Below are 25,308 nucleotides of genomic sequence, written 5' to 3'. Positions count from 1 at the left end.
CTTTTTTGTTACACCATGCTTATCCTTTTATAAGCATGGTTTTTTTTAGCCTAATAAAATGATAAGCCATGTAACCGCAATAATAGACAGTGCAACAAACTGTGCAGCACTTCCCATATCTTTGGCATTTTTAGAGAGTTGATGTTTTTCAAGTGATACGCGGTCAACTACTGCCTCAATCGCAGAATTGAATAGTTCTACAATAATTGCAAATAAACATACAACGACCATAAGTGCATGTTCGCCACGAGTCACATCTAGGAAAAAGCTAGTAGGGATAAGCACAACATTAATTAAAACAATTTGTCGGAAAGCGGCTTCATTTTTATAAGCTGCCTTAAATCCTGAAATTGAATAACCTGTCGCATTCAAGATGCGCTTAAGTCCGCTTTTGCCTTTGTAGGGAGAATAACTATTCATTCACTTATATTTTTAACACTTTTCATGCATTATATATCGCGGCCCTCAAAAAAAATATTAAATCTTTTTTAAAGATTTTGACTTTATAATTTGATAGAGAAGAAGAGATGAAAAAACTATTTGTAGCATTAGGACTTGTCATGGGTGGCTTACATGTAAGCTATGCAGAGCCTGCTTCAGCTCAGCAAGTACCGGGATATTATAAGCATCAATTTGGTAATTACCGCATCACCTCTTTACTTGACGGTACCATTTATTTAGACCCTAAGTTGTTCAAAAATTTGAGTCAGGCTGAGAAGACTAAAATTTTAACCAAGTACGCTGCTGTTAATGAGAAGGGGATTCAAACTTCGGTAAATGCATTCTTGGTAGATGACGGTAAAAGTTTAACGCTTGTTGATAGTGGAGCTTCAAGTTGTTTTGGCCCACAGTTGGGTTCAATTGCTAAAAATCTTGAACTGGCAGGCTATCAACTTGCGAATGTGAAAACGGTTTTATTGACACATTTGCACCCAGACCATGTTTGTGGAATTGCTAAAGATGGAAAAGCAGTATTTCCTAATGCAACGATTTATGCGCATGAACGTGAAGCAGATTACTGGTTAAACCCAGCTTCTGAAAAAACAGTACCAGCAAATCAAAAAGAAAATTATTTAGGCACTGTTAAAAATGTAAAAGCTGCACTTGCGCCGTATGAAGCGAAAAAAGCATTTAAAACCTTTAAAGATGGCGATGTCATTCAAGGTTTTGAAGTGATCAATACACAAGGCCACACACCGGGTCACCATAGCTTCCGTTTGAAGAGTAAAGGTCAACAAATTGTCTTTGTAGGTGACATTGTCCACTCACATTCTTTACAGTTTGATGCTCCAAAAACTGGTGTAGATTTTGATGTAAATTCTGAACAGGCAATCAACACTCGTTTGAAAATGTTTGCTGAAATTTCAAATAAACAGCAATGGGTAGCTGCTCCACATTTGCCATTCCCTGGAATTGGCCATGTGTATAAAGTGAATGCAGAACAATATCAGTGGATTCCTTTATATTTTAATAACAGTCTTGATAAGTAAAAAAAACAGGGCATTGAATGCCCTGTTTTTTATTAAGCATTTAACTATTTAGTTGCTTTCTCAAAATTATTGACTGCTTCACGGCCGAGTGCTGGATCATCTGTAAAGACACCATCCACACCTGCTTTGAAATATGCTTCAAACTCTTTTAGAGCACCTGTTGGACAACGTTCAGCAGGTTTATCGCTACATTTTAAAGGCTGTGGTAAGAAGTTATTTTCTGGGCGGAAAGTATAAGGATGTACTTTTAAACCAGCGGCATGCGCATCTGTAATAAATGAAGTGGTTTGTACTGAACCATCATTATTGAAACTGAGAATATAGTTTTTGCTTGGCCCTACGCCATTTGCATATTTAGCAACATCTTTTAAGCTTTGTGCTGTGGCTAAATCACCATATGTTTTAGACACGCCAGATTCAACAAAGTCGGCTGGTCGAGATGTTTTTGCCTCATATAACTGAATGATTTGTGCATGTTTAAGCGTCTTATGAAGATCAAGTTGATCTTTTAAATATTTTAAATTGCTGACTTCAAACGATTGCAAATAGATAGGTGCGATATCACGTGTATATTGATATTTGGCAAGAGTTTTAAGAAGTGTGTCCTCCATAGCCAAATTTTTATTTTTAAAATAAGTTGGATGTTTGGTTTCGATATATAAACCAATAATCTTGCCAGTTTTTTTATAATTTGCTTCGGCAAGTTCAATGACTTGTTCGAGTGTCGGAATTGAATAGAGGTCATTGTAAGCCGTATTTGCTGGTCGAAACTCAGGAATACGCTCACGTGCTTTAACTTGTTGTAATTCATTTAAGGTGAGGTCTTCCGTAAACCAACCCGTTAAATTTACACCATCAATATTTTTGGTGGTTTTACGGTCTGCAAATTGGGCAAGGGTACTGATATTGGTGGTCCCACCAATTTCGTTTTCATGACGCGTAACCAATACACCATCTTTCGTTGACACTAAGTCGGGTTCAATAAAGTCAGCACCATCATCAATGGCTTTTTGATATGAAGCCAAAGTATGTTCAGGACGTAAAGCGCTTGCGCCACGGTGTCCGATGACTAAAATTTTAGGAAGTTGATATTCTGGTGTGGTTGGGGTTGTTTCGGTTTTATCATCGTCATTACAACCGACCAAGCTAATTAAACTTAAGCATAAAAGTGCTTTTCTAAACATAATTCTACTCATATTGTTTTAATTGAAACGACTCAAGTATTGGGATTTAGTTTGACGTGATGATGAAGAATTCATGAATTTTAAGTGACACTATTTAACTGGTTCTTTATTGCTTTGTTGGAAATAATGAAACACGCTTTGTTTTTGTCTTAATTACATTTATTGTTTTAATTCCACTTGTCTTTTTTACACCGCTCGTTGATGATCACAAGGTCTCAAAGCGGCATTTTCTCCTGTTAATTAACGACACCATACCGAGCAGCCATGCTATCTAAATTTTTTATTCAGCGCCCCATTTTTGCCAATGTACTGGCGATCATTGTTATGGCTTTTGGTATTTTTTCGGTGATGCATTTGCCCGTAGAACGGTATCCCGATATTGCACCTCCGAAAATTACAGTGTCGGCAAGTTATAGCGGGGCAGATGCACAAACGGTTGAGCAAAGCGTTACCCAAATTTTAGAACAACAAATACAAGGGATTGATCACTTACTCTATTTTAGCTCATCAAGTGATTCATCTGGGCGTAGCCGAATTACCATTAGTTTCGATAATGGAACCAACCCGGATACTGCTCAGGTACAAGTTCAAAATAGCATTAGTGGTGTCATACGCCGTTTACCCGATGAAGTTCAGCGCCAAGGTGTTACCGTTACCAAGTCTTTAGGCGATACTTTTATGGTGATTGGCTTATATGACTCAACTGGTAAAACCGGAAATATTGAGCTGTCGGATTATTTAACTACGCATGTCGTCGATAACCTGAACCGTATTGAGGGGGTGGGTGAAACAGATATATTTGGTTCACAATATGCGATGCGTATCTGGTTAAATCCAGAGAAGTTAAAGCAATATAATTTAATGCCAAGTGATGTTGCGAGCGCAATCACTGCCCAAAACACCCAAGTTGCTGCAGGTGCGATTGGCGATTTACCAGTCATTGACGGTCAATATTTAAATACGAAAGTCACCGCAGGGTCTCGACTAAAAACAGTCGAGGACTTTAAAAATATTGTCGTAAAATCGAATAAATCGGCAGGTTATGTTTATTTAAAAGATATTGCTAGAGTAGAGCTAGGGGCAGAAAACTATCAATTTTTGAATACGATTAATGGTTATCCTGCCGCAGGGGTAAGTATTTCTTTATCTTCAGGTGCGAATGCGATTCAAACCTCTAAGCTCATCCATCAAACCTTAGATCAGCTTTCAACGAAACTACCAGCAGGCTATAAAATCGTTTATCCGCGAGATAATACGCCGTTTGTCCAAGAGTCAATTAAGGAAGTTGTAAAGACCCTTGTAGAAGCTATTATTTTAGTAATTTTGGTGATGTTCCTGTTTTTACAAAGCTGGCGCGCGACACTCATTCCGAGTATTACCGTTCCGGTAGTTATTTTAGGAACTTTTGCTGTTTTATATGTGCTCGGTTTTAGCATTAACACTTTAACGTTATTTGCGCTGGTACTCGCGATTGGCTTGTTAGTGGATGATGCCATTGTAGTCGTGGAAAACGTTGAGCGGCTCATGCATGAACAGCACTTAAGCCCTAAAGAAGCTGCAATTGAGTCAATGGGTGAAATTAGTGGTGCCTTAGTCGGCATTACATTGGTTTTAACGGCTGTTTTTATACCAATGTCTTTTTTAGGTGGCTCAATTGGCGTGATTTACCGTCAGTTTTCCATTACTTTAGTTGCTGCTATGGCATTATCGCTTACGGTTGCACTTATTTTAACGCCTGCATTATGTGCATTAATTTTAAAACCAAATCCTGAACCTATGCGTTGGGCAGTGTGGTTTAACCAAAAAATTGATCAACTTAAAAATAAATATATCAAGCTTGTTCAGACGAGTATTCACTACAGTAAATCGGTTATTGTAATTTTTGTGGCGCTGATTGCTATTTTTTCGCTGTTCTATAGTGGTTTGAAAAGCGGATTTATTCCTAAAGAAGACCAAGGCATTTTAAGTGTTCAAATTAAGCTAGTAGATAGCGCTCCCATGTCTGAGAGTAAAAAAATTGGTGAGCAAGTGCGCCAGTATTTTCTCAGTAAAGAAGATAAGAATGTTGATCTGGTTTTAATTCGTTATGGTCGAAATAATGCCGGTACAGGGCAAAACTTAGCGCAAGGCTTTATTGCTTTAAAACCTTGGGATGTACGTACGGCTAAAGAGGACTCGGCTGACGCTATACAAAAGCGCGCAATGAAATATTTTAGAAATTTTAGTAATGCTCAAATTAACGTGACCTTACCACCATCGGTAAATGGTTTGGGTCAGACCGATGGCTTAGATTTCTGGATTCAAGATTTAAATGGTCAAGGGCAAAACTTCTTAGATGGTATGTTCCGTCAGTTACAGGCTCAAAGTAAAAACTATTCAACTTTCGAAAACTTTGATAAGCAGTCTACCAATAGTAAAGCGAATCTGAATATCAAGATTGACCAGAAACAGGCTTTGGCAAATGGTTTGGAACTCTCGGCAATTAATAATACCTTGTCGAGCGCATGGGGCGGAACTTACGTAAATGACTTTATTGATCGGGGCCGTATTAAACGTGTCATGATTCAAGGTGATGCCGAGTTCAGATCTAAACCTGAAGATTTATATAATTGGTCTGTGCGTAATAGCCAAAATGAAATGGTACCTTTTAGCTCATTTGCTAACTTTAGCTGGGGCGGTGCTCCGGAAATTGTAAAACGCTATATGGGATATAGTGCTTTACAATTACAGGCAGATGTTGCGAGTAATAGCAGTTCTGGTCAGGCTATGAAAGATGTTGAGCAACTCGTAAACCAGCAAAAAGATATTGGTTTGGCTTGGACGGGCTTGTCTTTTGAAGAACAGAAGTCGACAAATCAGGCGATATGGTTATATCTGATTTCGGCAGGTTTTATTTTCTTATGTTTAGCAGCGTTATATGAAAGCTTGAGCATTCCTGCTGCCGTGATGACTTCTATTCCATTAGGTGTTGGAGGAAGTGTTATTTTCTCTTATATCTTTGGTTTGCCAAATGATGTGTATTTCCAAATTGCACTTCTAACCACGATTGGATTGTCATGTAAAAACGCAATTTTAATTGTTGAGTTTGCTGCATTAGCCCAAGAGAAAGGAAAGAATGCTATTCAGGCTGCTTTAGAAGGGGCGAGCTTGCGTTTAAGACCGATTCTAATGACTTCTTTAGCCTTCGGCGCTGGTGTGATTCCACTTGTGTTTGCACAGGGCGCTGGTGCTATAAGTCGTCAAGAAATCGGGATTAGTATTTTAGGCGGTGTGATGTTTGGTACTGTGCTGGTTTTATTCTTTATTCCAGTTATGTACGTGTTATTACGCTCACTGTTTAAATCGAAAGCTTCGAGTTAAAAGCAAACAATTTAAAAATAGGCATTAAATCAAGTATATTAAGTTTAACTTCTCTTCATATATTTGATTTAGATGCCTCAAGAAAAAAAATTAACACAGCAACAGGTCATTGCATTAGAACGAGATCTGGCTAAATTCGCAACGATGATGGATAGCGCCGTCCGTATCCCTTTTACAAAGCAGGGTATTGGTGCCGATGCGGCGCTAAGTACTATTCCTATTGCGGGTGATGTAGCGGGTTTTGTTCTGACTTGCTATGCCATATATAAAGCCAAGCAAATTGGTGTACCGCAGCATAAGCTCACTCCAGTCATAAAATTGGCTGTAGTGGATGCTGTGGTGGGCTGTGTTCCTGTTGCAGGGACTATTTTCGATATTTTTATACGCCCTAGTAGAAAAGCATTAGATGTGGTTCATACCCATATACGTGAAGAATATGCGATTCAAAGTGATATACATGTTATTCATCCGTATTTACATGAAAAGCTTGAAAAGAAACAGCAACAGTCAGCCTTCTGGCGTAATCCTGTTGTGAGTTGGCTATGGCTACATATACCGGATTTATTAGGGGTATTAGTGCTTGTTCTGATTGGTTTTGCGATGTGGTGGGGAATTAGTTTTCTTTGGGGACTTGCTCATTCAGCCTAATAAAAAAGCCTCCAAAAGGAGGCTTTTTTATTTAGTGTATTATGGGCAATCTAACTGATGTAGAGCTGCTACACGCTGTTCGATAGATGGGTGAGTTTGGAACAAAGCAGCTAAACTAAAGCCTTGTTCTTTACCTTCCGCAATAGCGAACGCTTTCATTTCTTTTGGCATTTGGTCAGGTAACTCTGTTTCAGCTTGCAAACGTAATAAAGCAGAAATCATTGCTTGTTTACCAGCTAAACGTGCACCAGCTTCATCAGCACGGTATTCACGGTAACGAGAGAACCACATCACAATAGCTGAAGCAAGAATACCGAACACGATATCTAGAACCATCGTAATGAGGAAATAACCCATACCAGGGGCTTCGTTGTCTTGACGACCAAAAACATTACGGTCGATAAAGTCACCTACTACACGAGCAAAGAACATCACAAAGGCGTTTACTACACCTTGAATGAGTGCGAGTGTAACCATGTCACCATTTGCAACGTGGCCGATCTCGTGCGCAAGTACTGCACGCAACTCATCTTTGTTCATACGCTCAAGTAGACCGCTTGAAACGGCAACTAAGGCATCATTTTTATTCCAGCCTGTTGCGAAGGCATTAGACTGATATGAAGGGAAGATACCAACTTCTGGCATATTAATACCAGCACGTTGAGAAAGTTCAGCGACTGTTTGCAATAACCAGCTTTCAGCTTGGTTACGAGGAGCATTTGGGTCAATCAGTTCTGTACCAGTAGTTTTCTTAGCCATCCATTTGGACATAAATAGAGAGACTAAAGAGCCCACCATACCAAACACAAAACAGATGACTAAAAGGTTGCCTAGATTCAAGCCACCCGCGCCATGGTAACTACCGACACCGAAGAGTGACAAAATAATGCCAGCTACAACCAGTACCGCGAGGTTGGTAAGCAAAAACAAACCAATCCGCATCATTGAGAAAATCCTCTTATAAATAAAATATTATCTGATTTATAAATTATAAATCACTCAGCTAATATGCGGCGCTTAGGGGAAAAATTCAAGGAAAAAATAAGGAATCGATACATTCTTTCCTGTGAAAGAATGTATTTAAATTAAACAAGTTATTTATAAGGGGCGTGTAAACACTCGGGTAGGGGTAATAGATCATTACAATTTTTAGACAATGGATCTCGTTAAAAGATTAACCGCAATACATGCGATTTTAAACTTTACTCGATTCTAATATGTGCAATTGCTGTTGCGTTATTGGTGACATAAGTACCCGTCGGAGCATCTGTATAAGTGCCATCTGACAATGTCACGATTTGGCGCCTAGAAGAGTATTTAACAGGTTTAGCCGATACTTGTTGAGGTGTGGTGGCTTGTGGCGAAACAGGGGGATTTCCTGCTTGAGCAGAAATATTTGAGTTACTAAATGATGAAAGGCTTACCCCAGAAGAATATAAGTTTTGATATCGACTAGTTACACGGCGAACATAATCTTGGGTTTCACGAAATGGAGGGATACCACCATACTTATCTACGTTACCTTCACCAGCATTATAGGCAGCAAGCGCCATTTGCGTATTGCCATTAAAACGCTTGAGCAACCAACCTAGATATTTCGCACCAGCAAAGATATTTTGCTGAGGATCATAGGCGTTAGATACATTAAAACGGCGAGCAGTTGCAGGCATCAGCTGCATTAGGCCTTGAGCACCTACTGGAGAGTGAGCATTCACATTAAAACCAGATTCGGTATGCATGACCGCTTTAATTAAACCTTCGGATACACCGTGCTGTTGTGCGGCCTGTTTAATAATATGGTCAAACGCATTTTTATTTCTGCTATAGCTCGGTAGGACAGAAGCTTCAGAAGCGCCCCAGTTTGTATAACTATGAATATTACTATCTGGATAGTAAGTCACTTTTACTTTCTTGAGTGAATTGTCATAGCTTTTACGGTTAGTCAGTAAAGTACTGCCATTTTTGTCTTGGTAAACGTACATCTGACCCGCAAAAGTCGGCGTTATACCTACCGAAAAAGTGGTCATCCCCAGCAAACAAGAAAAAAGATATTGAACCGAATTTTTCATTTTATGTTATTCACAATTTTAAGGTATTCGAAACTTGTCAAAGAGTTTATCAAAAAATATTACAGAAAGAAGTTTTGTGTAATTTTTTTTATTTTGGCTGTTTTAAAAAATCAAGCTGTTTTGTTCGAATGATCATCAAAAAAAATTAAAAAAATTTTTTAAAATGATTCTATTGACTTGAATAACTATTTGAAAATTAAAGGTAAAAATCATTGGTTAAAAAATGATCAATTTAAATAAAACCCTTAACAGAAGGTGAAAACAGTTTGTCAAGTATTAAGAAATCCACAATTTTATCCACAGGTTTTGTGGAAAACTGTGGAAAAGTCCAAAAAGTAAGCATTTTGCGCAAAAAATGAACTCATCGGTCAAAATGGAGCACTGCTTTTGCATCATGCCTGAGCATTATGACGACTTCAAGAATTGAAACTATTCTTTTGATGCGATTCCCGTCCGAATCATATAAAATTGCGCGGTATTTTTATTTATGGGTATATCTCGTCTATGTACGCGCCAGTTGAGTCCAACGAAGGATTTAATTTTAAGCCTGAACTTCCAACAAGCTCGGTCTATTATCGTTTGCTTAAGAAGCTTCGCCGTCAAGTTGGACATGCCATTCGTGACTTCAATATGATTGAAGATGGTGACAAGGTCATGGTGTGTGTGTCTGGTGGTAAAGACAGTTATACCTTGCTCGACATTTTGTTGCAGTTCAAACGTATTGCACCGATCAACTTTGACATTGTTGCGGTTAACCTTGACCAAAAGCAGCCGGGCTTTCCTGAAGATGTCTTACCACGTTATATGGAAGAAAATAACATTCCATATTACATTTTGGAAAAAGACACTTATACCATTACCAAGCGTTTAACACCTGAAGGTAAAACATACTGTGCAGTGTGTTCACGTTTACGTCGTGGTTCGCTTTATGGCTTTGCTCAAGAAATTGGTGCCACTAAAGTTGCGTTAGGTCATCACCGTGATGACATCATTGCAACGTTCTTCTTGAACTTGTTCCATGGCGGCAGCTTAAAGGCAATGCCACCTAAGCTTTTGTCGTCAGATAAGAAGAACATTTTGATTCGTCCTTTGGCTTATGTTGAAGAAAAAGACATTATCAAATATGCCGAATTACGTAAGTTCCCAATTATTCCGTGTAACCTTTGTGGTTCACAAGAGAACTTACAACGTGCCATGCTTAATGAAATGCTACGTGAGTGGGATAAACAATATCCGAAACGTTTACACAGTATTTTTGGTGCTTTACAAAACGTATCTCCGTCTCAGTTAGCGGACCGTGATTTGTTTGATTTTGAAGCGCTAGATTCTCAGCGCGAGATCGACTTTAAAGACCCTGAAGAACTTAAAAAACGTTTAGATGTAGTGAACTTAAGTTTTGCTGCTGAATAAAACGATTAAGTAAGTCAATTAAAGGCACTTTATAAACAAGTGCCTTTAATGTATCAAAATACTAAAAAATGAATGTTCCGTACAAAAAGTCATAGCCCAACCTTAAAATTACATGCTATAACAACGCACAAGCAGAAGTGCTTCATATGATGTTGTCTGGATAGACAACTAACTAGAGAAATTGAACAAATAAATTTGAGGAAGAATCATGCCTGCATTTTTAACTGATGATTGGTTTGCGACTGTCGAAAAATTAACTGCTGAAGCAGGTGATCTTAATTTGCCACCAGCTCTTGCGAATTTGGCAATTAATTTAGTAGTTACAGATGCTTCTGGAAATACCGAATTAGCGTTAGATGGGGGTAAAATCCAAAAAGGTTTGTCTTCAAATGCCAAAACAACCTTGAACATGGATGCTGAAACTTTACGTAAAGTATTCCTTGAGTTTGATATGGCTGCGGCTATGCAAGCATTCATGACTGGTAAAATTAAAGTTCAAGGCGACATGTCTCAGTTAATGGCTTTACAAACAGCTAAACCAAGCCAAGAACAAAAAGATTTGTTCAAGAAAGTATTAGAACAAACAGCTTAAGTCTAAAAGAATTCATATAAAAAGCTTACCCCAAGAGGTAAGCTTTTTATTGATACAAACACTGAATTTATCAACTTTTAAAAACAATAAAACTAGATATTGATTCGCGTTTGCGCCGTTTTAATATGCTCAAGATAAGCACGAATACGAGTCACGTACTGCACCGCTTGTTTGTATCGACCATTCCGCATTTGATTGCGTTGTAAATAGTCATAGAGATTTACCCACTGATTTGGATCTTTCCCTTGGGTTTGTAAGCGCTTCTGGATTTGGTTGACTGCACCAGGGCCCATATTGTAGGCCACAAGGGCATACCAGTTACGATCTGGGAAGGGAATATCACCATACTCACTTAGCATGAGATCATAATATTTCGCACCGCCCTGAATGCTTTGCGCTGGATCGCTACGGTTACTTACACCCATTGCCCGAGCTGTACTGTTGGTTAACATCATTAACCCGCGTACGCCTGTTGGTGAAACAGACTCTGGCTTGAGATACGATTCTTGATAGCTCATTGCTGCAAGCAAATGCCAATCTAAATCGTACTTCGCCGCGCTTTGTTTAAAGCTGGCTTTGTAAATAGGTAAACGTGTACTTATGTCACGTTGAATCGTAGACCAAGACTCAGGTTTTACAACGTTACGGTTGTAAAATGAAGCCAGTTGTTGAGTCAGACCATTTTGCTTGCTTTGACAAACAAAACCACTGGCAGTTTGTGTAAGAGGATCATCAGCTTGTTTAAACACCCAGCTTAAATCGGGATTTAATCCATTTTTTTGCAAATTTACGATGTCACCACAACTTGCAGAAAAAGACATTAAACCTTTGTTCTCGATTGAGCTTAAGCTCGCGGTCGTCATGGCAAGATTTGCTTTACCTTGCTGGACCCATTTGAGTGCGGTGGCGTTATCAGCCACGATTTTGAAGTCCAACTTTACATTTAAGCTTTGCGCATAGTTACGAGCCAGGTCATAACCGAAGCCATGTAAAAATTGATCTTCTTTAAAAACAGTAGTTGGGCTTTCTACAGCAACTACGGTTAATGTGTTTGTGTTAACTACAGTATTGTACTGTAGGGTTTTTCCTGCATTGATACTATGAAAGGGAAAAAACATAGTGCTGAGTGCAAGAACTTTCAATGGGAGAGAAGAAAATAAAGAGTTAAGGCTAAGCCTCGACCCAGAACTTGAATTACTGTGCATGTTGTCTCCGCTACAGATAATTTATGCCCTAGAAAGCCAGGCAAAAAGCTGCCATAACTTCTAAAAGTTGATAAATTCAATAAGGGGTGGGCAGTCATGACGTCATTCAAAATGACATGAAATGAAAAAAATAAACTGTGTAGAAAATCTACATAGTTGCTGGTTGGGTTAAAAAATACTCAACATTTAAGATGCGCGCATCATAATATTCAAAAAAAAGATTGTCAAATTTTGAACAATTAAATATTCGATATATCAACATAACAACATGAATTTATTAAGGAAGAAAATTTATACACTTCTGATATGGGTAAATAGGGTATAAAATGCTACATCTTGTAAGCAGTATGTTGTTCATCAGTGGTTTTTTATCATGAAATCTAACTTAATCACGCGGTCAGGACATGACAAATTAGTTGCTGAATTAAAACAACTTTGGCATGAAGAACGACCAGAAATCACCAAGAAAGTGAATTGGGCTGCAAGCCTCGGCGACCGCAGTGAAAATGCCGATTATCAGTACAATAAACAGCTACTGAGAAAAATTGATCGCAGAGTACGTTATTTAGGAAAACGTTTAGAAGAGTTAAAAATTGTTGATTATGCTCCGGAGCAAGAAGGCAAAGTTTATTTTGGAGCTTGGGTCGAAATTGAAAATGAAGAAGGGGAGCAAAAAACCTTACGAATTGTCGGGATTGACGAAATTTATGATCACCATCCTCAGCATATCTCGATTGAGTCGCCAATGGCGCGTGCACTGTTGAGTAAAGAAGTCGATGATGAGGTCGAAGTACACACCCCTTTAGGTAAAAAACTTTGGTATATCAATGCAATTCGTTATGAAAAGCCTAAAAATGATGAAATTTAAATAGATTTGTTTTTATTTTGAGCGTTTGAATTAAAAATTAAATAAAAGATTTGCCAACTTGCATTTTTGTTTATATCATAGCGCTCGTTGGAAGCGTGGCAGAGCGGTTTAATGCACCGGTCTTGAAAACCGACGAGGGTGTGAGTCCTCCGTGAGTTCGAATCTCACCGCTTCCGCCAAAATTCTTAAAAAGCCCTTGTTAATGACAAGGGCTTTTTTTATCTATTATTTTATCCCTCAACCGCTTCACCTTAAAGCGTGGACTGGAATAGTCCGAATAAGAATAAATCTAGCTGAAATTTTAGAAAACATACGACTCTGTAGCTACGCACTACATGCATGATTTTTGACTCTGCTTTTAGTTGTTAATGACAACATCTCTGCGTATTTCTTGATTTTTATTCAATAGTATTTTGCCAACTCAATGATTTTTAGTGAGATAAATTCATTCTAAGATGCCTGTCATCTCTAAACGATAAGTCCTTTTAAGAACGATAAAAGGCTGTTTTAAAATGAAATATTCATGTGGAATACATGAAAACCAAACATTATTTAACATTGAGTGATGCAGAAATTTTATTGGAACAAGCATAGCAAGCAGCCAGTGAAATGGGCTGAACGTCAGTCTTTCTGTTGTTGATGAAACAGGAAACCTTTTAACCATGAAACGTCTTGGTGGAGCATCACTGCAAAAGGAATTAGTACAGAGTGTCAGGGTACTGAATTAAGGAACCTTAGGACCGTTTATTGCCTATGTTCTTTTTTTATTTTCATATTTTTAATGTAAACAACTTTTTTGAAATAAAATCCACAAAAGCTCTGATTTTGGGAGAAAGATGGCGGTTTGACGGCCATAATGCCCAGAACTGAACGAGTTCCTGTTCGGCGTTATTCAATACAATTTGAAGTTTTCCTTCTTCGAAAGCTTTATGCACCAAGAAATCAGGCATGTAAGCAATCCCGTGTCCATCAATCGTAGCAGTCAATACGGCCTCCATGTTGTTAAACGTTAAGATAGTGTGTAGCCGTAGTTGTGACCAGAGGGGATCGGCTGACATCGTCCATGCCATGAGCTTCCCAGTATTTGGAAAGCGATAACGTATGCAGTCATGCTGTTCCAATTCAACAGGTGTGCGTGGGATGCCCCTATGTGCCAGATATGCAGGCGCTGCACACAATACATGACGACATGTTCCTAGCCGCTGCGACATCAGTTTAGAATCTGGTAGATCTCCACTACGTATGACGATATCAAAACCCTCCTTGATGACATCGACAAGTTGGTCATTAAAATCAATGTCTAGCTCAATTTCTGGATAAAGTCGGCGAAATTCAGGTAGCTCAGGAAGTAAGAAGTGGTAACCGATGGTTGGTAAGCTTAATCGTAGCTTACCGCGTGGTGTCTGGATCGCATGAGACAGCATAGCCTGTGCTTCGTCGAGATCGTCCAAGATTGATCGACAACGTTGATAGAACATCTCACCTTCAGCAGTCAAATGAACTTTGCGCGTGCTGCGCTGAAACAATCGTACTCCCATCGCTTGTTCAAGCTTAGCAATACTTTTGCCCACAGCAGATGCGGACACACCGAGTGCGCGGGCAGCACCGACAAAGCTGAGTGCTTCAGCTGTTTTTACAAAGTAGACAATTCCATTAAAGCTATCCATGAAATACCCGATTAATTATAGAATTTTATTCCATTATAAGTGGAATTATATCGTATTTATCTAATATTAAGTCGAAATTATACTCACCATAGCAATTCATTCACTGAAATCATCTTTCTCAGAATAGGTATTTTCATGACAAATACGACTTTCACCACTGACCGAAGCAAAGTACTCATTCTGGTTTCGATTTGCCTTGCTGCGGTAGTCCTGCCATTGAGCTTTACTGGAGGAGTAGTTGCAACGCCTATGATTGGCCATACTTTGGGCGGTAGTGCCACAGCCCTTACATGGATCACTAATGCTTTTATGTTAAGTTTTGGCAGTTTGTTAATGGCCACTGGAGTCTTGGCCGATAAGTTTGGCCGGAAACGTATGTTTATTCTAGGCATGACATTATTCATTATTACTTCGCTGGTTTTAAGCATGTGCTCGACTGTAGTATGGCTTGATGCATTACGTGCCATACAAGGAGTCGCTGCAGCGGCAGCGCTGTCTGGTGGTTCGTCTGCGCTGGCACAGGAGTTCGAGGGACATGCGCGTACACGCGCTTTCAGTATGCTAGGCACAAGCTTTGGGGTAGGCCTTGCTTTCGGTCCTCTAATGTCTGGTGCATTAATTGACATATTTGGTTGGCCATCAATTTTCTTTGCAATTGCAGGCATTGGTACTGTGGCACTGATTTTGGGAATGTCACAAATGCGTGAAACGCGTGATCCCGATGCGACAGGATTTGACTGGTTAGGTATGCTGACCTTTACAGGGGCCTTGTCGCTTTTCACATTTAGTGTCATTGAGGTGCCTGAAAGTGGCTGGACGAGTCCAAAGGTGATGACTTTATTGATTGCTTCATTGGTTTTGTCGGTCATCTTTATTTTTATTGAACTACGAGTGACGAAACCAATGCTTGATCTCAGTTTGTTTCGTTATCCACGTTTTATAGGCGTGCAGATGCTGCCTATCGGAACTTGCTATTGCTATATCGTGTTGATTGTACTATTACCGCTGCGCTTTATTGGAGTTGGTGGTTATTCTGAAATTGAAGCAGGTCAGTTGATGCTGGCTTTATCGGCACCATTGCTCGTAATCCCCATGCTGGTTGCTTCGTTGACACGCTGGATCTCAGCCAGTGTTCTGTGCGGAATTGGTTTCGTAATCGCTGCGATTGGGCTTTATTTGCTTGGCTTGATCAACGATGGTCACTCTGGGTATGCTGTCATCATTGCAATGTTACTTATTGGGATTGGCGCTGGTATGCCGTGGGGACTCATGGACGGGCTTGCAATCAGTGTTGTGCCTAAAGAGAGGGCAGGGATGGCGACTGGTATTTTTAATACCACGCGAGTTGCGAGTGAGGGTGTTGCGCTAGCCATTACCGTAGCTTTGCTGTCGACTTTCGCTAGCATGAAGCTACAGTTTTTATTATCAAATAGTGGGAGCTCTGTTACAGCTTTGCGAATCACGGAAGCATCACAGCATATTGCAGTAGGCGATCTCTCTTCTGCATCTGCAATGTTACCTGAGATGAATCGCAACCTTCTTATGTCGAGTTATACCAATGCTTTCCAGAGCCTGACTCATGTTTTGATCGTCATTACTCTCTTGTCGGCTCTTATTGCCTTCTTCTTCTTGAATCGTACATCGCGTACGAATTGCGGTTATTCAGATAATGAGCATATTGAATCAAAGTCAGATACCATATGACGGTCACTTCATTGATTAGTCAGTCTTTGGATATATTGGTATGAGATACAGTAATAGTGTAAACGGTGGAGCACAAGTGCTCCTAAGGAATAATTGAGGTTGTATGGCTTGATATTGTTTTTCCAAATCTGAGCAAATTGTAGGTTGGGGCCGGCTAGGATTACTGGCTCAAGTCGGTCAAAAACCGCCAATCGAAGCTGCTTTGAATTCGATTTGCTACAAAATGAGGTAAAAATTACGTTGTAGCTGATGAACTTTCTGAAAAATTTGCTATCACGGTTACATTCTCTTTATCTGCTTAAGACAATACGGTTGTTTGCTTTAATTGTAATAAAGCAAATGTAGATGCCAAAAAGATAGTAAAAGTGCACAAGTATTTTTCTTTCCCGCCACGTGAGATCGCAGAGTTCGTCACCCCCCCCCTCACCAAATCAAGAACATGAAATTGATCTACGACTGTTAAAGGTGCGAACACTTCGTGGTGGTTGAAAAATAACCAAATTCTTAAAAAGACAAGGGCTTTTTTTATGCATATAAATTACTAAAAAATAATCTTACGCTCTTTTATATATTTCTAAGTATGGTCTCTCCCGTTCGTGGGTTTGTTAAAGTCACATTTTCAAGCGCTTGAATGTACCAAGAATTGTTCTTCTTGGTGAGTACAGTAAGAATGAGAGTATCAATTTGATGGGGACCCTGAGGGTGAGCTACGCCCGCAGTTAAGCGACTCCAAAAGTGTGAAATACAGATATCATCACTTATCGGTGTAATGTCTATGAGTTCATTCTCTAGTGTTGAGTCGCTATAGATGGTGTCATGAATAGGCTGATGAAGTGCAACAATTTCATCAACGCCTTTAACGTAATGGCCAAAACGATTAACGAAAGTCGCATCTTGATGAAAAAGAGCAGCAAAGGCCTTCATATCATGATTATTCCAAGCAATTTGAAATGCTAAAGGAATGTCTTCTGGGTTTATTATGTGTTGACTCATATCATTCCCACTATTTAAGTTTTAAGTCCATTTTGAATATATTATAAATGAATGGGCTTCGACATGCTTAAACGGAACAGCTAGTCATAGCTCAGCATGCAAGGACTTATTCCTATAAACACGCCATACTTTTAACGCAAAAAAGTTTAGGGGTGAGCAACTATAAGTTTGAGCTAATCGATGGATAAGTTTTTAGAAAAATATAGATAAAAATATAAGATAAATAGAAATGACTCATATTGACTTTAATATACTGTTAATAATCAAACATCCGTTAAAAATTTAAATAGAATCTTCGATTGTTTGGGGGCATTTTAAATGTTCAGAACGAATCAATTAAGTTTAAAATATGGAGAATTTGATACAGGATAGCGTTTATTAGTTTTATTAAAATTAGAGTTATATAAATCTTGTGAATTATAGGTTTTTACTTCGCTAGTTTTGTACATTTTTCATCCTAATGGTGGTGGTGAAATTCAAACATTGCAGCTAAAAGCTTAATTTTTTTAGAAAATATGAGCCTAAACAATCGGAATTTATATATTATTAAATAGACTTCAAAACTAAAACTTTAATCTTGATTTAAGTTCAATTATTTAATTTATGACATATCTTGATTTCTTTAATGAGTCAGAAAAACAAACATGACTTCATTTGAGCCAAATCAGAAAATTAAAGAGAGTATAAAAATGAACCAGTTTGTAACAAACACGAATAATATTATTCGTGGAAAGTATCATCCGGAATTTTTGCAGCATGAAGTCTTGGCCGATATTTTTGTCCATACTGCACAAACTCTTCCTGATAAAACGGCTTTAATTGAAGCAGATAAAACGTTGAGTTATGGTGAGTTATATCAGCAAGCCTTAATTATGGCTCAACATTTGACGATAAGGGGGGTAAAACCTGGTCATATTGTTGGCTTATGGTTGCCTCGTGGTATCGAGCTTTTAAAAGCTCAATTGGCGATTTGTTTAAGTGGTGCAGCTTGGCTTCCTTTTGATATGGATACGCCAGCAGACCGTATTGCGGTGTGTCTTGAAGATGCAGACGCTGTAGGAATGATTACTACAGATGAATGGCATGCGCATTTAGATGAAGTACCACAAACAAAGTGGACCAATACTGAACTGCAAAAGCCACTTAGCGAAAATATTCCTTTAGCTAAAACCACCCCAGAACAACCTGCATATATTATTTATACGTCAGGTTCGACAGGTAAGCCGAAAGGGATTGTGATTACTCAAAGAAATATTTGTCACTTTTTACGTAGTGAAAATAATGTTTTGGGTATTCAAGAGCAAGACAAAGTCTATCAAGGCTTTTCTGTTGCTTTTGACATGTCGTTTGAAGAAATTTGGCTTTCTTACTTGGTTGGGGCAACCTTGTGGATTGCACCTAAGTCGCTTGTGAGTGACCCTGAACGTTTATGCCAAACATTAAAGCAAGAACAAATTACAGTATTGCATGCTGTACCGACATTACTTGCTTTATTCCCAGAAGATGTACCTAACTTAAGAATTATTAACTTAGGTGGGGAAATGTGCCCGGATTCACTGGTTGACCGTTGGGCATTGCCTCATCACAAAATGTTTAATACTTATGGTCCAACTGAGACTACGGTTACTGCAAGCCTTGAGGCGTTAGAGCGTGGCAAACTCGTCACGATTGGTAAACCTTTACCAAACTATGGCATGTTGGTCATTAACGCTGAAAGAGAATTACTGCCGCAAGGTGAAACAGGTGAGCTCTGTATTTTTGGTCCAAGTGTGGCAGAAGGATACTTAGGTCGCCCTGACTTAACTGCTGATAAGTTTATTCAAAACCCGTGGGCAGACGGTCCAGATGAACAATCGCTCTATCGTACTGGCGACTTAGCTAAAATTGATGAGTTTGGTCAAGTACATTGCTTGGGACGCGCGGACGATCAGGTAAAAATCCGTGGTTTCCGTGTTGAACTTGGTGAAATCGAAGCTGCGCTTTGCGATATTGAAGGTATTGGTACTGCGGCAGTTATTCTTCGTCCTGAAGACGGTATTGATCAGCTTATTGCGTTTATTGCACCAGAAATTGATGCAAAAAAAGCAATCGAAATTAAAGAGCTTCGTCATAATCTAAGCCAACGTTTACCACCTTATATGGTGCCAAACCGTTTTGAGATTATTGAAGAAGTTCCGCGTTTATTGTCAGGAAAAATTGACCGTAAAGCTTTAAAAGCACGTCCACTTACGAGTGTGATTGACCGTAGTGAATCTGACCAACCGCAAAACCCAGCAGAAGAAATCTTATTTGGTATTTTGAATCGCTTGTTCCCAAACATGCCGATTAAACTCGATTCAGATTTTTTTGACGACTTAGGCGGCCATTCACTTTTAGCGGCTGTTTTAATATCGAACTTGCGTGAACACCCAGAATATAGCCATCTGACTATTCAAAACTTATATCAAGCGAGACGAGTTGGTGCAATTGCAGCACTCATGCTAGAGCAACCAACGCCGACTGTATTTGATAGCCAGATTGGACAAGATAACCCTCGTAACCAAACTTATAAATGGTTATGTGGTATTGCACAGTTCGTTACCATTCCAGTTTTAATCTCGATTAATATCTTGCAGTGGTTAGCGCCATTCTTTACCTATCACTATTTTACTGGTGGAACACGCGACAGTATTCCAAATGCAATCGCGATGTCTTTATTGGTTTACATCAGCGTTATTATTGCCAGTTTTGTTGTTTCAATTTCTGTAAAACGACTATTAATGATGGGCGTTGGTGCAGGGCAATATCCATTATGGGGATTAACCTATTTCCGTTGGTGGTTAGCAGACCGTATTAGCAACATTTCACCAGTCTATCTTTTATCAGGCTCGACTTTACTTAACTTATATTTGAAAGCGCTTGGTGCGAAAATCGGCCATGACGTGACGATTAGTTCAGTGCATATTCGTATGCCGTCTTTACTTACTGTTGAAGATGGGGTGAGCATTGGCTCTCAAGTAAACTTAGAGAATGCCAAAGTCGAACATGGTCACTTGGTTTTAGGTTCAATTCACTTAAAAGAAGACAGTTATGTGGGTTCTTATGCTGTATTAGAAGAAAATACAGTGTTGGAAAAACAAGCTCATGTAAATGCGTTAACTTCAATTGAATATGACACAGTGGTACCAGCTGGAGAAATTTGGGATGGTACACCTGCGAAGAAAATTGGACATGTGGATGATCACGATAAATTACCAGAGCGTCCAAAATTATCGTTTATTCGTAAAATTGCAGAATATGCATATTATGGAATTAGTGCGTTAATTATTGCGTGTTTGTTCTTTATTCCAATTTTCCCAAGCTTCCTGTTGGTCGACTGGTTAGATGCAAACGTATTTAATATTAACCCGAATGAACATTTACAAATCGCACTGTACTACTTCATTTTAGCGATTCCAGCTAGTGCAATGATGATGATGATTACTGCTATAATTTCTTCAGTTATTCGTAAGGTTGCATTGCCTCGTCTTGAAACAGGAACGTATGCGGTTCATGGTGGTACGTATTACCGTAAATGGTTTGCATCTCAAATTTTAGAAACAAGCTTACAAACCTTACATGGCTTGTTTGCTACGATTTATGCGCCAACATGGTTCCGTATGCTCGGTGCAAAAGTAGGTAAAAATACTGAAATTTCTACCGCAAACGGTGTTATTCCAGAAATGCTGACTTTGGGTGAAGAAAGCTTTATTGCCGATGCTGTAATGCTAGGTGATGAAGAAATCAAAGGCGGCTGGATGACTTTGAAATCGACGACTATCGGTAACCGTAGTTTTGTCGGAAACAGTGCGTATATTGCTGATGGTACTGTGTTGCCAGACAACGTCTTGATTGGCGTACAATCTAAAACACCTGATAACGTTGAAATGTACGATGGTCAAACTTGGTTTGGTTCACCACCATTGTTATTGCCTGCACGTGAAGCTGCAGAGAAATATCCAGATCATTTAACATTCTTGCCAAGTATCAAACGCCGTTTAATGCGTGGTTTTATTGAAGGCCTTCGTGTTGTATTACCTGCCGCTCTTGCGATTGGTGTGGGTTATATGATCGTGCTTGAGATTATTGATGTTATTAACAAATACAACATTCCAACTGGTTTGTTGGCTTTAACGCTTGCTGGTTTGCTCTATGGCGTAGGCTGCTTCATTATTGTTGCGCTATTGAAATGGATTTTGATTGGTCGTTATGAGCCACGTTCAGCTCCTATGTGGACTATGTTTGTATGGTTAAGTGAAGGGATCACGAGCTTATATGAGTCAGTTGCGATTCCTAACTTCTTAAACTACTTAAGAGGAACGCCAATGTTGCCATTCTTCTTGCGTATTTTAGGTGTTCGTATTGGTAAAGACGTGTATATGGATACGGCTGATATTACAGAGTTTGACTGTGTAAGCATTGGTGACCGTGCTGAGTTTAATAGCTTCTCGGGTCCACAAACTCACTTGTTTGAAGACCGTATTATGAAAATCGGACAAGTGAATATTGGTAATGATGTTGTGGTAAATACACGCAGTATTATTTTGTATAACGCCAACGTGAGCAACCATGCTGTGTTAGGCCCATTAACATTGGTCATGAAAGGTGAAAATATTCCGGCTAAATCTGCTTGGATTGGTTCACCGGCTGTGCCTTGGGTTCATAAATAATTAATTGTTGAATTGAAAAAAAGCCTCTGTAGAACAGGGGCTTTTTTATACTTTAGATAATGCTCATAATTTAAATTGATCAAAAATTGGGTTAAATATTGGAAGTCAGTTCATTTATGCACATTCCAAGCTTTTAATAAACGCCAGATATTTTTATCTACCTTTTTCCAATCTTTTAATGATTCGTAAGTCATTGTCCATTTTATACTTATATTTGGATATAGAGGTGTTTCAACTTCTGTAGTCACTACAATTTGATTATTTCCCTCATGTTGTTTAGCAATTGTCATTAAAAATTCAGAATGGTAGGGGTCTGATGCATTTCCTATACAATGATAAAAACGAGAAATATGAGCTTTCAAATTCTTAAGTGAGTAACATTCTAAGTCAAATTTTTTAAATAAATCTTCATCTTTAATAACTTCTTGAGATGTAAAATAATTTATCCACTCTCGTGGTGTTTTTTTATATGTCAAATATATTGGATCAGCTGTACTAAAATTTTCTACTAATACTTTTACTTGGTTTTGATGACTTGTATCATAGAAATTATTAATTTCTATATTTTTAGCATCATTCAAAAGTAAGTTAAATTGCATAGGATTTTCACGATCTGCAACATTTTCGATGGCATCATTTTCCTTTAGAGATTTTATTTTAGGAATAAAGTTAATAGGAAATTGACCAAGAAAAGGGCTCGACAAAATAGTACCTTTTGCAATATTTGTTTTATCACCTACAACTGTTTTTAAAGTTAAATCCGATGAAATACCCCAAACAACTAAATCCCCTTGTTTAGAGGTGTCTTTATAATATTTGACATTAGATTTTTCAGATAAATGTTGAGATGCTGTTTTCGATGAGTCTGTACATCCGAATATAGCAGTACACTGTATTAGAATAATTATAATTTTCATGAAGTTCATAATGAGAATTTTCCATTCATGTCTAGATTAGAATATATAACTATGTGGCTTATAGAGAAATTCAGAGATAAATAAGAATATTTAATTATTAAATTCTATAAAATCAAAGTAATACACCTTATACGGATAAAAAATGGGAGCAATCAGCTCCCGCTTTTTATTTTTGCTCATGTTCTTTGTAGTACTGGTGTGATCTCTTAGAATTATGCTTCCAATTTTTAGCCACTTTGTGGAAATATGTTGGAAGATCATCCCATTCATCAACTAAACTAGGGCCACGGGCTACACGAAGCTTAAGGGGGTAATCTTTATATTCAATAAAATGCATTGAATAAAAGCTTTTCTCTTGCTTAGTACTGAATTTTTTATAGTACACACTTCTCATATTCGGAAAGTGGTTCAGAAAAAACTCATTAAAGTGTGATGTTTTTACAGATTGTTGATACTGATATTTCAGTTTTTTCATTGTTCCTCCTAGGTAACATTACCTAGAAGGGATCCTCTGCAAAATAGTACATTTTCTTGAATCCTACCATGTTGAATATTTTTTCACATACGGACCGCATTGTTGATTTTTAAAAAGCTAAACTATGGTTATCCTGCTTAGCTTAAATCTATTTAAAACAGTATGCTTAAATTCGTATATATTATACATGAGTCAATTTTATATAATATTCATGTGCTAAGTACATTGTAAAATATCAAAATTAAAAGGTATAGGAAGAATTTTAGGGATGTATTTAGTTCATATTTGGACAGTTAACTCTATGGAAGAAGGCGAGTCTCTATTCGCTTATCAAATACAAAAAGAATTTGCAGATATTTTAGTTTCAATTTTTGATGAGGAGTCACTTCCACTTATTTCAGATCTTTCATATGTAGATTATGATTTGTATAGTGGGAAACAGCTTCATCAATTAATTAACGAATTTAAAAAACTCATCGAAATTTATACAGATTTTATAGATGAGGCTGCTAGAATAATAAAAATTATAGAAAAAGCCATTGAGCGCAATGAAAAAATTCTTTTTGACCCTTTTAGAGAATCCATCTTGGGTTTAAATATTTAAATTTTTCCTAAAATACACAATACAGCTTATACGAAATAAATTAAGTATCTATAGAATTGAGTGGATATAAAAATATATGAAGCTAAAGATTTAATAATTATGATACCTGTACAGACATTCTCGGTTTTTGCAATTTTTCTGTTGTTTATTGCGCCATTGATTGGTGTTGTACTAACACTAGGCCTATTAGTGAAAGCACTATTCTTTTGGCGAAAGAAGGCTCAAAAGCCTGTGAGTTTTTTTTCTAAAAAGACATTATTTATTACGCTAGTGGCATTGATCTGTGACCTGTGGGCAGGTTACTTATTTTATATGAGTGCATCGGTAGAGTATGAGATTGCACTTAAGGAGCATTACAAGGAAAGTCGCAGTCATTTCGTTTTATCTCGAGATGCACAATATGGCGAACTGTTGATTCCCAAAGGGAGCTTAATTAGTCGTTACGATGCTTTTGACAACGGTGAGCCACAAGTACCTTTTAGCTTACGTGGATTACAGGCTGTACGTTTCCCTCATCCTGTACAAGTCGCAGGAATGTGGGTAACAGCGATGGAGCCTCCTCGAATGGAATTGGCGTGGGATCAGCAAATAGGTCCAGTTATGCGCTTTGATCCTAAGGAAGAAAATGGCTATGGTAAATGGGTTTACGATACGAAACGTCCTACCATCGCCTGTTCTCGTGGAGACATCGTGCTACTTGAAATTCCACTCATTGATTATGATATTCAAAAAGAATTTGGTAAACCTGAGCCTGATGGAGCTAATGCACGTTTTCGCCCGAGTGAGTGGGGTGTTCAACAATGCGAAAAAGGTCAGGGGCCAATTAAAGTTAGTCCTGCATATAGTGGGACTGCACCAAAGAAACCTTGGTTTCAACTTTGAGACTGACAATATCCCATGTTAAAAAAATCTTTATTTAGCCTAATCATTTCAGTTGTAGTATTGCTCTCAATTTCATTTGTAGATTTGTATTGCACGCATACATCTTTTAAATTATTTAAAGTTTGGTTAGTAGAATTTAACGGAATTAATAATTATTCAATTTTTATTAATAATTTCATAATTAATTTATTAATTATTTTTTTAATCATTTCTCTAATTATATATTTTATAAAAATTAAGAATAGTTTTATTTATATAGCCTTAGTTCTGCTATGTATTTCACTTGGGAACTTCCTTATGAAAACATCTATAAATTTAACTATAGATAGTAGAGAAGAAGTTCTATCAGGTAATTTAGTTGATAAAAGTTTAGCTTTTTTATTGATGCATAAAAAACTTGAGTGTGAAGACTAAATTGTTTTTTCTTTTAGAAATTAGAGTTGATTTAAAGCTGATCTATGAACCTATACAATAGCGTACTAAATTTACATATAAATAAATAGCCATTTAATTATAAAATATTTTATAATTCATATAACGACTATTATGTTA

Annotated in this window: 18 protein-coding genes, 1 tRNA gene and 2 pseudogenes; 12 read left to right on the top strand and 9 right to left on the bottom strand. The window is 38.0% G+C overall.

Annotated features, from left to right (window positions below):
- Positions 1 to 45: 45 nt before the first annotated feature.
- Positions 46 to 420: a diacylglycerol kinase gene (locus ACH8JV_RS12625; protein ID WP_004699662.1), complete on the bottom strand. Its 375-nt coding sequence runs from the start codon at positions 418 to 420 to the stop codon at positions 46 to 48.
- Positions 421 to 527: 107 nt separating this feature from the next.
- Between ACH8JV_RS12625 and ACH8JV_RS12620 the strand changes: the two genes are divergently transcribed.
- Entirely contained in the window at positions 528 to 1,490 is a 963-nt protein-coding gene (locus ACH8JV_RS12620; RefSeq protein ID WP_263614438.1) for an MBL fold metallo-hydrolase, read from the top strand.
- Positions 1,491 to 1,534: 44 nt separating this feature from the next.
- On the opposite strand, the gene ACH8JV_RS12615 is transcribed toward ACH8JV_RS12620, so the two are convergent.
- A complete protein-coding gene (locus tag ACH8JV_RS12615) occupies positions 1,535 to 2,674 on the bottom strand; it encodes a glycerophosphodiester phosphodiesterase (RefSeq protein ID WP_396521571.1) in 1,140 nt (379 codons plus the stop codon).
- Positions 2,675 to 2,938: 264 nt separating this feature from the next.
- On the opposite strand from ACH8JV_RS12615, the gene ACH8JV_RS12610 reads away from it, so the two are divergent.
- On the top strand, positions 2,939 to 6,034 hold the full coding sequence (locus ACH8JV_RS12610; protein ID WP_396521569.1) for a multidrug efflux RND transporter permease subunit: 3,096 nt from the start codon (positions 2,939 to 2,941) through the stop codon (positions 6,032 to 6,034).
- Between the two features lie 72 nt (positions 6,035 to 6,106).
- Positions 6,107 to 6,682, top strand: coding sequence for a DUF4112 domain-containing protein (locus ACH8JV_RS12605; RefSeq protein WP_396521567.1), 576 nt, complete (start codon positions 6,107 to 6,109; stop codon positions 6,680 to 6,682).
- Between the two features lie 39 nt (positions 6,683 to 6,721).
- On the opposite strand, the gene htpX is transcribed toward ACH8JV_RS12605, so the two are convergent.
- Both htpX and ACH8JV_RS12595 read right to left on the bottom strand, forming a co-directional pair.
- On the bottom strand, positions 6,722 to 7,627 hold the full coding sequence (gene htpX / locus ACH8JV_RS12600; protein WP_004699673.1) for a protease HtpX: 906 nt from the start codon (positions 7,625 to 7,627) through the stop codon (positions 6,722 to 6,724).
- Between the two features lie 257 nt (positions 7,628 to 7,884).
- On the bottom strand, positions 7,885 to 8,751 hold the full coding sequence (locus ACH8JV_RS12595; protein WP_396521565.1) for a lytic transglycosylase domain-containing protein: 867 nt from the start codon (positions 8,749 to 8,751) through the stop codon (positions 7,885 to 7,887).
- A gap of 504 nt (positions 8,752 to 9,255) precedes the next feature.
- Here ACH8JV_RS12595 and ttcA point away from each other — a divergent pair.
- A complete protein-coding gene (ttcA, locus tag ACH8JV_RS12590) occupies positions 9,256 to 10,161 on the top strand; it encodes a tRNA 2-thiocytidine(32) synthetase TtcA (protein WP_107972573.1) in 906 nt (301 codons plus the stop codon).
- 208 nt (positions 10,162 to 10,369) lie between these two features.
- A complete protein-coding gene (locus ACH8JV_RS12585; RefSeq protein WP_001110719.1) occupies positions 10,370 to 10,753 on the top strand; it encodes an SCP2 sterol-binding domain-containing protein in 384 nt (127 codons plus the stop codon).
- Positions 10,754 to 10,845: 92 nt separating this feature from the next.
- Here the strand turns inward: ACH8JV_RS12585 and ACH8JV_RS12580 are convergent, their stop codons facing one another.
- A complete protein-coding gene (locus ACH8JV_RS12580; RefSeq protein ID WP_107972574.1) occupies positions 10,846 to 11,958 on the bottom strand; it encodes a transglycosylase SLT domain-containing protein in 1,113 nt (370 codons plus the stop codon).
- Between the two features lie 373 nt (positions 11,959 to 12,331).
- On the opposite strand from ACH8JV_RS12580, the gene greB reads away from it, so the two are divergent.
- From greB to ACH8JV_RS12565, 3 genes and pseudogenes are all read left to right on the top strand, one after another.
- Entirely contained in the window at positions 12,332 to 12,826 is a 495-nt protein-coding gene (greB, locus tag ACH8JV_RS12575) for a transcription elongation factor GreB (protein ID WP_396463447.1), read from the top strand.
- An 89-nt stretch (positions 12,827 to 12,915) separates the two neighbouring features.
- Positions 12,916 to 13,005: transfer RNA gene (locus ACH8JV_RS12570), tRNA-Ser, on the top strand.
- Between the two features lie 355 nt (positions 13,006 to 13,360).
- A pseudogene (locus ACH8JV_RS12565) lies at positions 13,361 to 13,512 on the top strand (heme-binding protein); the annotation flags it as partial.
- Between the two features lie 84 nt (positions 13,513 to 13,596).
- On the opposite strand, the gene ACH8JV_RS12560 reads toward ACH8JV_RS12565, so the two are convergent.
- On the bottom strand, positions 13,597 to 14,493 hold the full coding sequence (locus ACH8JV_RS12560; RefSeq protein ID WP_396521563.1) for a LysR family transcriptional regulator: 897 nt from the start codon (positions 14,491 to 14,493) through the stop codon (positions 13,597 to 13,599).
- Between the two features lie 135 nt (positions 14,494 to 14,628).
- On the opposite strand from ACH8JV_RS12560, the gene ACH8JV_RS12555 reads away from it, so the two are divergent.
- Complete coding sequence (locus tag ACH8JV_RS12555; protein WP_396521561.1) at positions 14,629 to 16,197, top strand: MFS transporter; 1,569 nt, start codon at positions 14,629 to 14,631, stop codon at positions 16,195 to 16,197.
- A gap of 564 nt (positions 16,198 to 16,761) precedes the next feature.
- Here ACH8JV_RS12555 and ACH8JV_RS12550 read toward each other — a convergent pair.
- Positions 16,762 to 17,235, bottom strand: a pseudogene (locus ACH8JV_RS12550) (SgcJ/EcaC family oxidoreductase).
- A 644-nt stretch (positions 17,236 to 17,879) separates the two neighbouring features.
- On the opposite strand from ACH8JV_RS12550, the gene posA reads away from it, so the two are divergent.
- Entirely contained in the window at positions 17,880 to 21,878 is a 3,999-nt protein-coding gene (posA, locus tag ACH8JV_RS12545; protein ID WP_396521559.1) for a delta-poly-L-ornithine synthetase PosA, read from the top strand.
- A gap of 110 nt (positions 21,879 to 21,988) precedes the next feature.
- Here posA and ACH8JV_RS12540 read toward each other — a convergent pair whose 3' ends face one another.
- Entirely contained in the window at positions 21,989 to 22,795 is an 807-nt protein-coding gene (locus ACH8JV_RS12540; protein ID WP_284079706.1) for a hypothetical protein, read from the bottom strand.
- 166 nt (positions 22,796 to 22,961) lie between these two features.
- On the bottom strand, positions 22,962 to 23,270 hold the full coding sequence (locus ACH8JV_RS12535) for a hypothetical protein (RefSeq protein WP_396521557.1): 309 nt from the start codon (positions 23,268 to 23,270) through the stop codon (positions 22,962 to 22,964).
- A 268-nt stretch (positions 23,271 to 23,538) separates the two neighbouring features.
- Between ACH8JV_RS12535 and ACH8JV_RS12530 the strand changes: the two genes are divergently transcribed.
- Together ACH8JV_RS12530 and ACH8JV_RS12525 are read left to right on the top strand one after the other, a co-directional pair.
- The gene (locus ACH8JV_RS12530) at positions 23,539 to 23,874 is read left to right on the top strand and encodes a hypothetical protein (RefSeq protein ID WP_396521555.1); all 336 of its coding nucleotides are present in this window, start codon (positions 23,539 to 23,541) and stop codon (positions 23,872 to 23,874) included.
- A 141-nt stretch (positions 23,875 to 24,015) separates the two neighbouring features.
- Positions 24,016 to 24,756, top strand: coding sequence for a hypothetical protein (locus tag ACH8JV_RS12525; RefSeq protein WP_396521598.1), 741 nt, complete (start codon positions 24,016 to 24,018; stop codon positions 24,754 to 24,756).
- Positions 24,757 to 25,308: the final 552 nt, after the last annotated feature.

The sequence above is a fragment of the Acinetobacter sp. ABJ_C5_2 genome (assembly GCF_044538485.1).
GTDB classification, from domain to species: domain Bacteria; phylum Pseudomonadota; class Gammaproteobacteria; order Pseudomonadales; family Moraxellaceae; genus Acinetobacter; species Acinetobacter nosocomialis_A.
Note: the sequence above shows the minus strand (reverse complement) of the source record. Positions and strands in the feature narration are given on the sequence as shown.

Bases quoted from the DNA above. Each gene is read 5' to 3' on its own strand.
- ACH8JV_RS12530 (WP_396521555.1), top strand. From the start codon at position 23,539: ATGTATTTAGTTCATATTTGGACAGTTAACTCTATGGAAGAAGGCGAG.
- ACH8JV_RS12555 (WP_396521561.1), top strand. From the start codon at position 14,629: ATGACAAATACGACTTTCACCACTGACCGAAGCAAAGTACTCATTCTG.
- ACH8JV_RS12595 (WP_396521565.1), bottom strand. From the start codon at position 8,751: ATGAAAAATTCGGTTCAATATCTTTTTTCTTGTTTGCTGGGGATGACC.
- ACH8JV_RS12560 (WP_396521563.1), bottom strand. From the start codon at position 14,493: ATGGATAGCTTTAATGGAATTGTCTACTTTGTAAAAACAGCTGAAGCA.
- greB (WP_396463447.1), top strand. From the start codon at position 12,332: ATGAAATCTAACTTAATCACGCGGTCAGGACATGACAAATTAGTTGCT.
- ACH8JV_RS12585 (WP_001110719.1), top strand. From the start codon at position 10,370: ATGCCTGCATTTTTAACTGATGATTGGTTTGCGACTGTCGAAAAATTA.
- ACH8JV_RS12615 (WP_396521571.1), bottom strand. From the start codon at position 2,674: ATGTTTAGAAAAGCACTTTTATGCTTAAGTTTAATTAGCTTGGTCGGT.
- ACH8JV_RS12540 (WP_284079706.1), bottom strand. From the start codon at position 22,795: ATGAAAATTATAATTATTCTAATACAGTGTACTGCTATATTCGGATGT.
- ACH8JV_RS12605 (WP_396521567.1), top strand. From the start codon at position 6,107: ATGCCTCAAGAAAAAAAATTAACACAGCAACAGGTCATTGCATTAGAA.
- ACH8JV_RS12625 (WP_004699662.1), bottom strand. From the start codon at position 420: ATGAATAGTTATTCTCCCTACAAAGGCAAAAGCGGACTTAAGCGCATC.
- ACH8JV_RS12610 (WP_396521569.1), top strand. From the start codon at position 2,939: ATGCTATCTAAATTTTTTATTCAGCGCCCCATTTTTGCCAATGTACTG.
- ACH8JV_RS12580 (WP_107972574.1), bottom strand. From the start codon at position 11,958: ATGCACAGTAATTCAAGTTCTGGGTCGAGGCTTAGCCTTAACTCTTTA.
- ACH8JV_RS12620 (WP_263614438.1), top strand. From the start codon at position 528: ATGAAAAAACTATTTGTAGCATTAGGACTTGTCATGGGTGGCTTACAT.
- ACH8JV_RS12535 (WP_396521557.1), bottom strand. From the start codon at position 23,270: ATGAAAAAACTGAAATATCAGTATCAACAATCTGTAAAAACATCACAC.
- ttcA (WP_107972573.1), top strand. From the start codon at position 9,256: ATGTACGCGCCAGTTGAGTCCAACGAAGGATTTAATTTTAAGCCTGAA.
- htpX (WP_004699673.1), bottom strand. From the start codon at position 7,627: ATGATGCGGATTGGTTTGTTTTTGCTTACCAACCTCGCGGTACTGGTT.
- posA (WP_396521559.1), top strand. From the start codon at position 17,880: ATGAACCAGTTTGTAACAAACACGAATAATATTATTCGTGGAAAGTAT.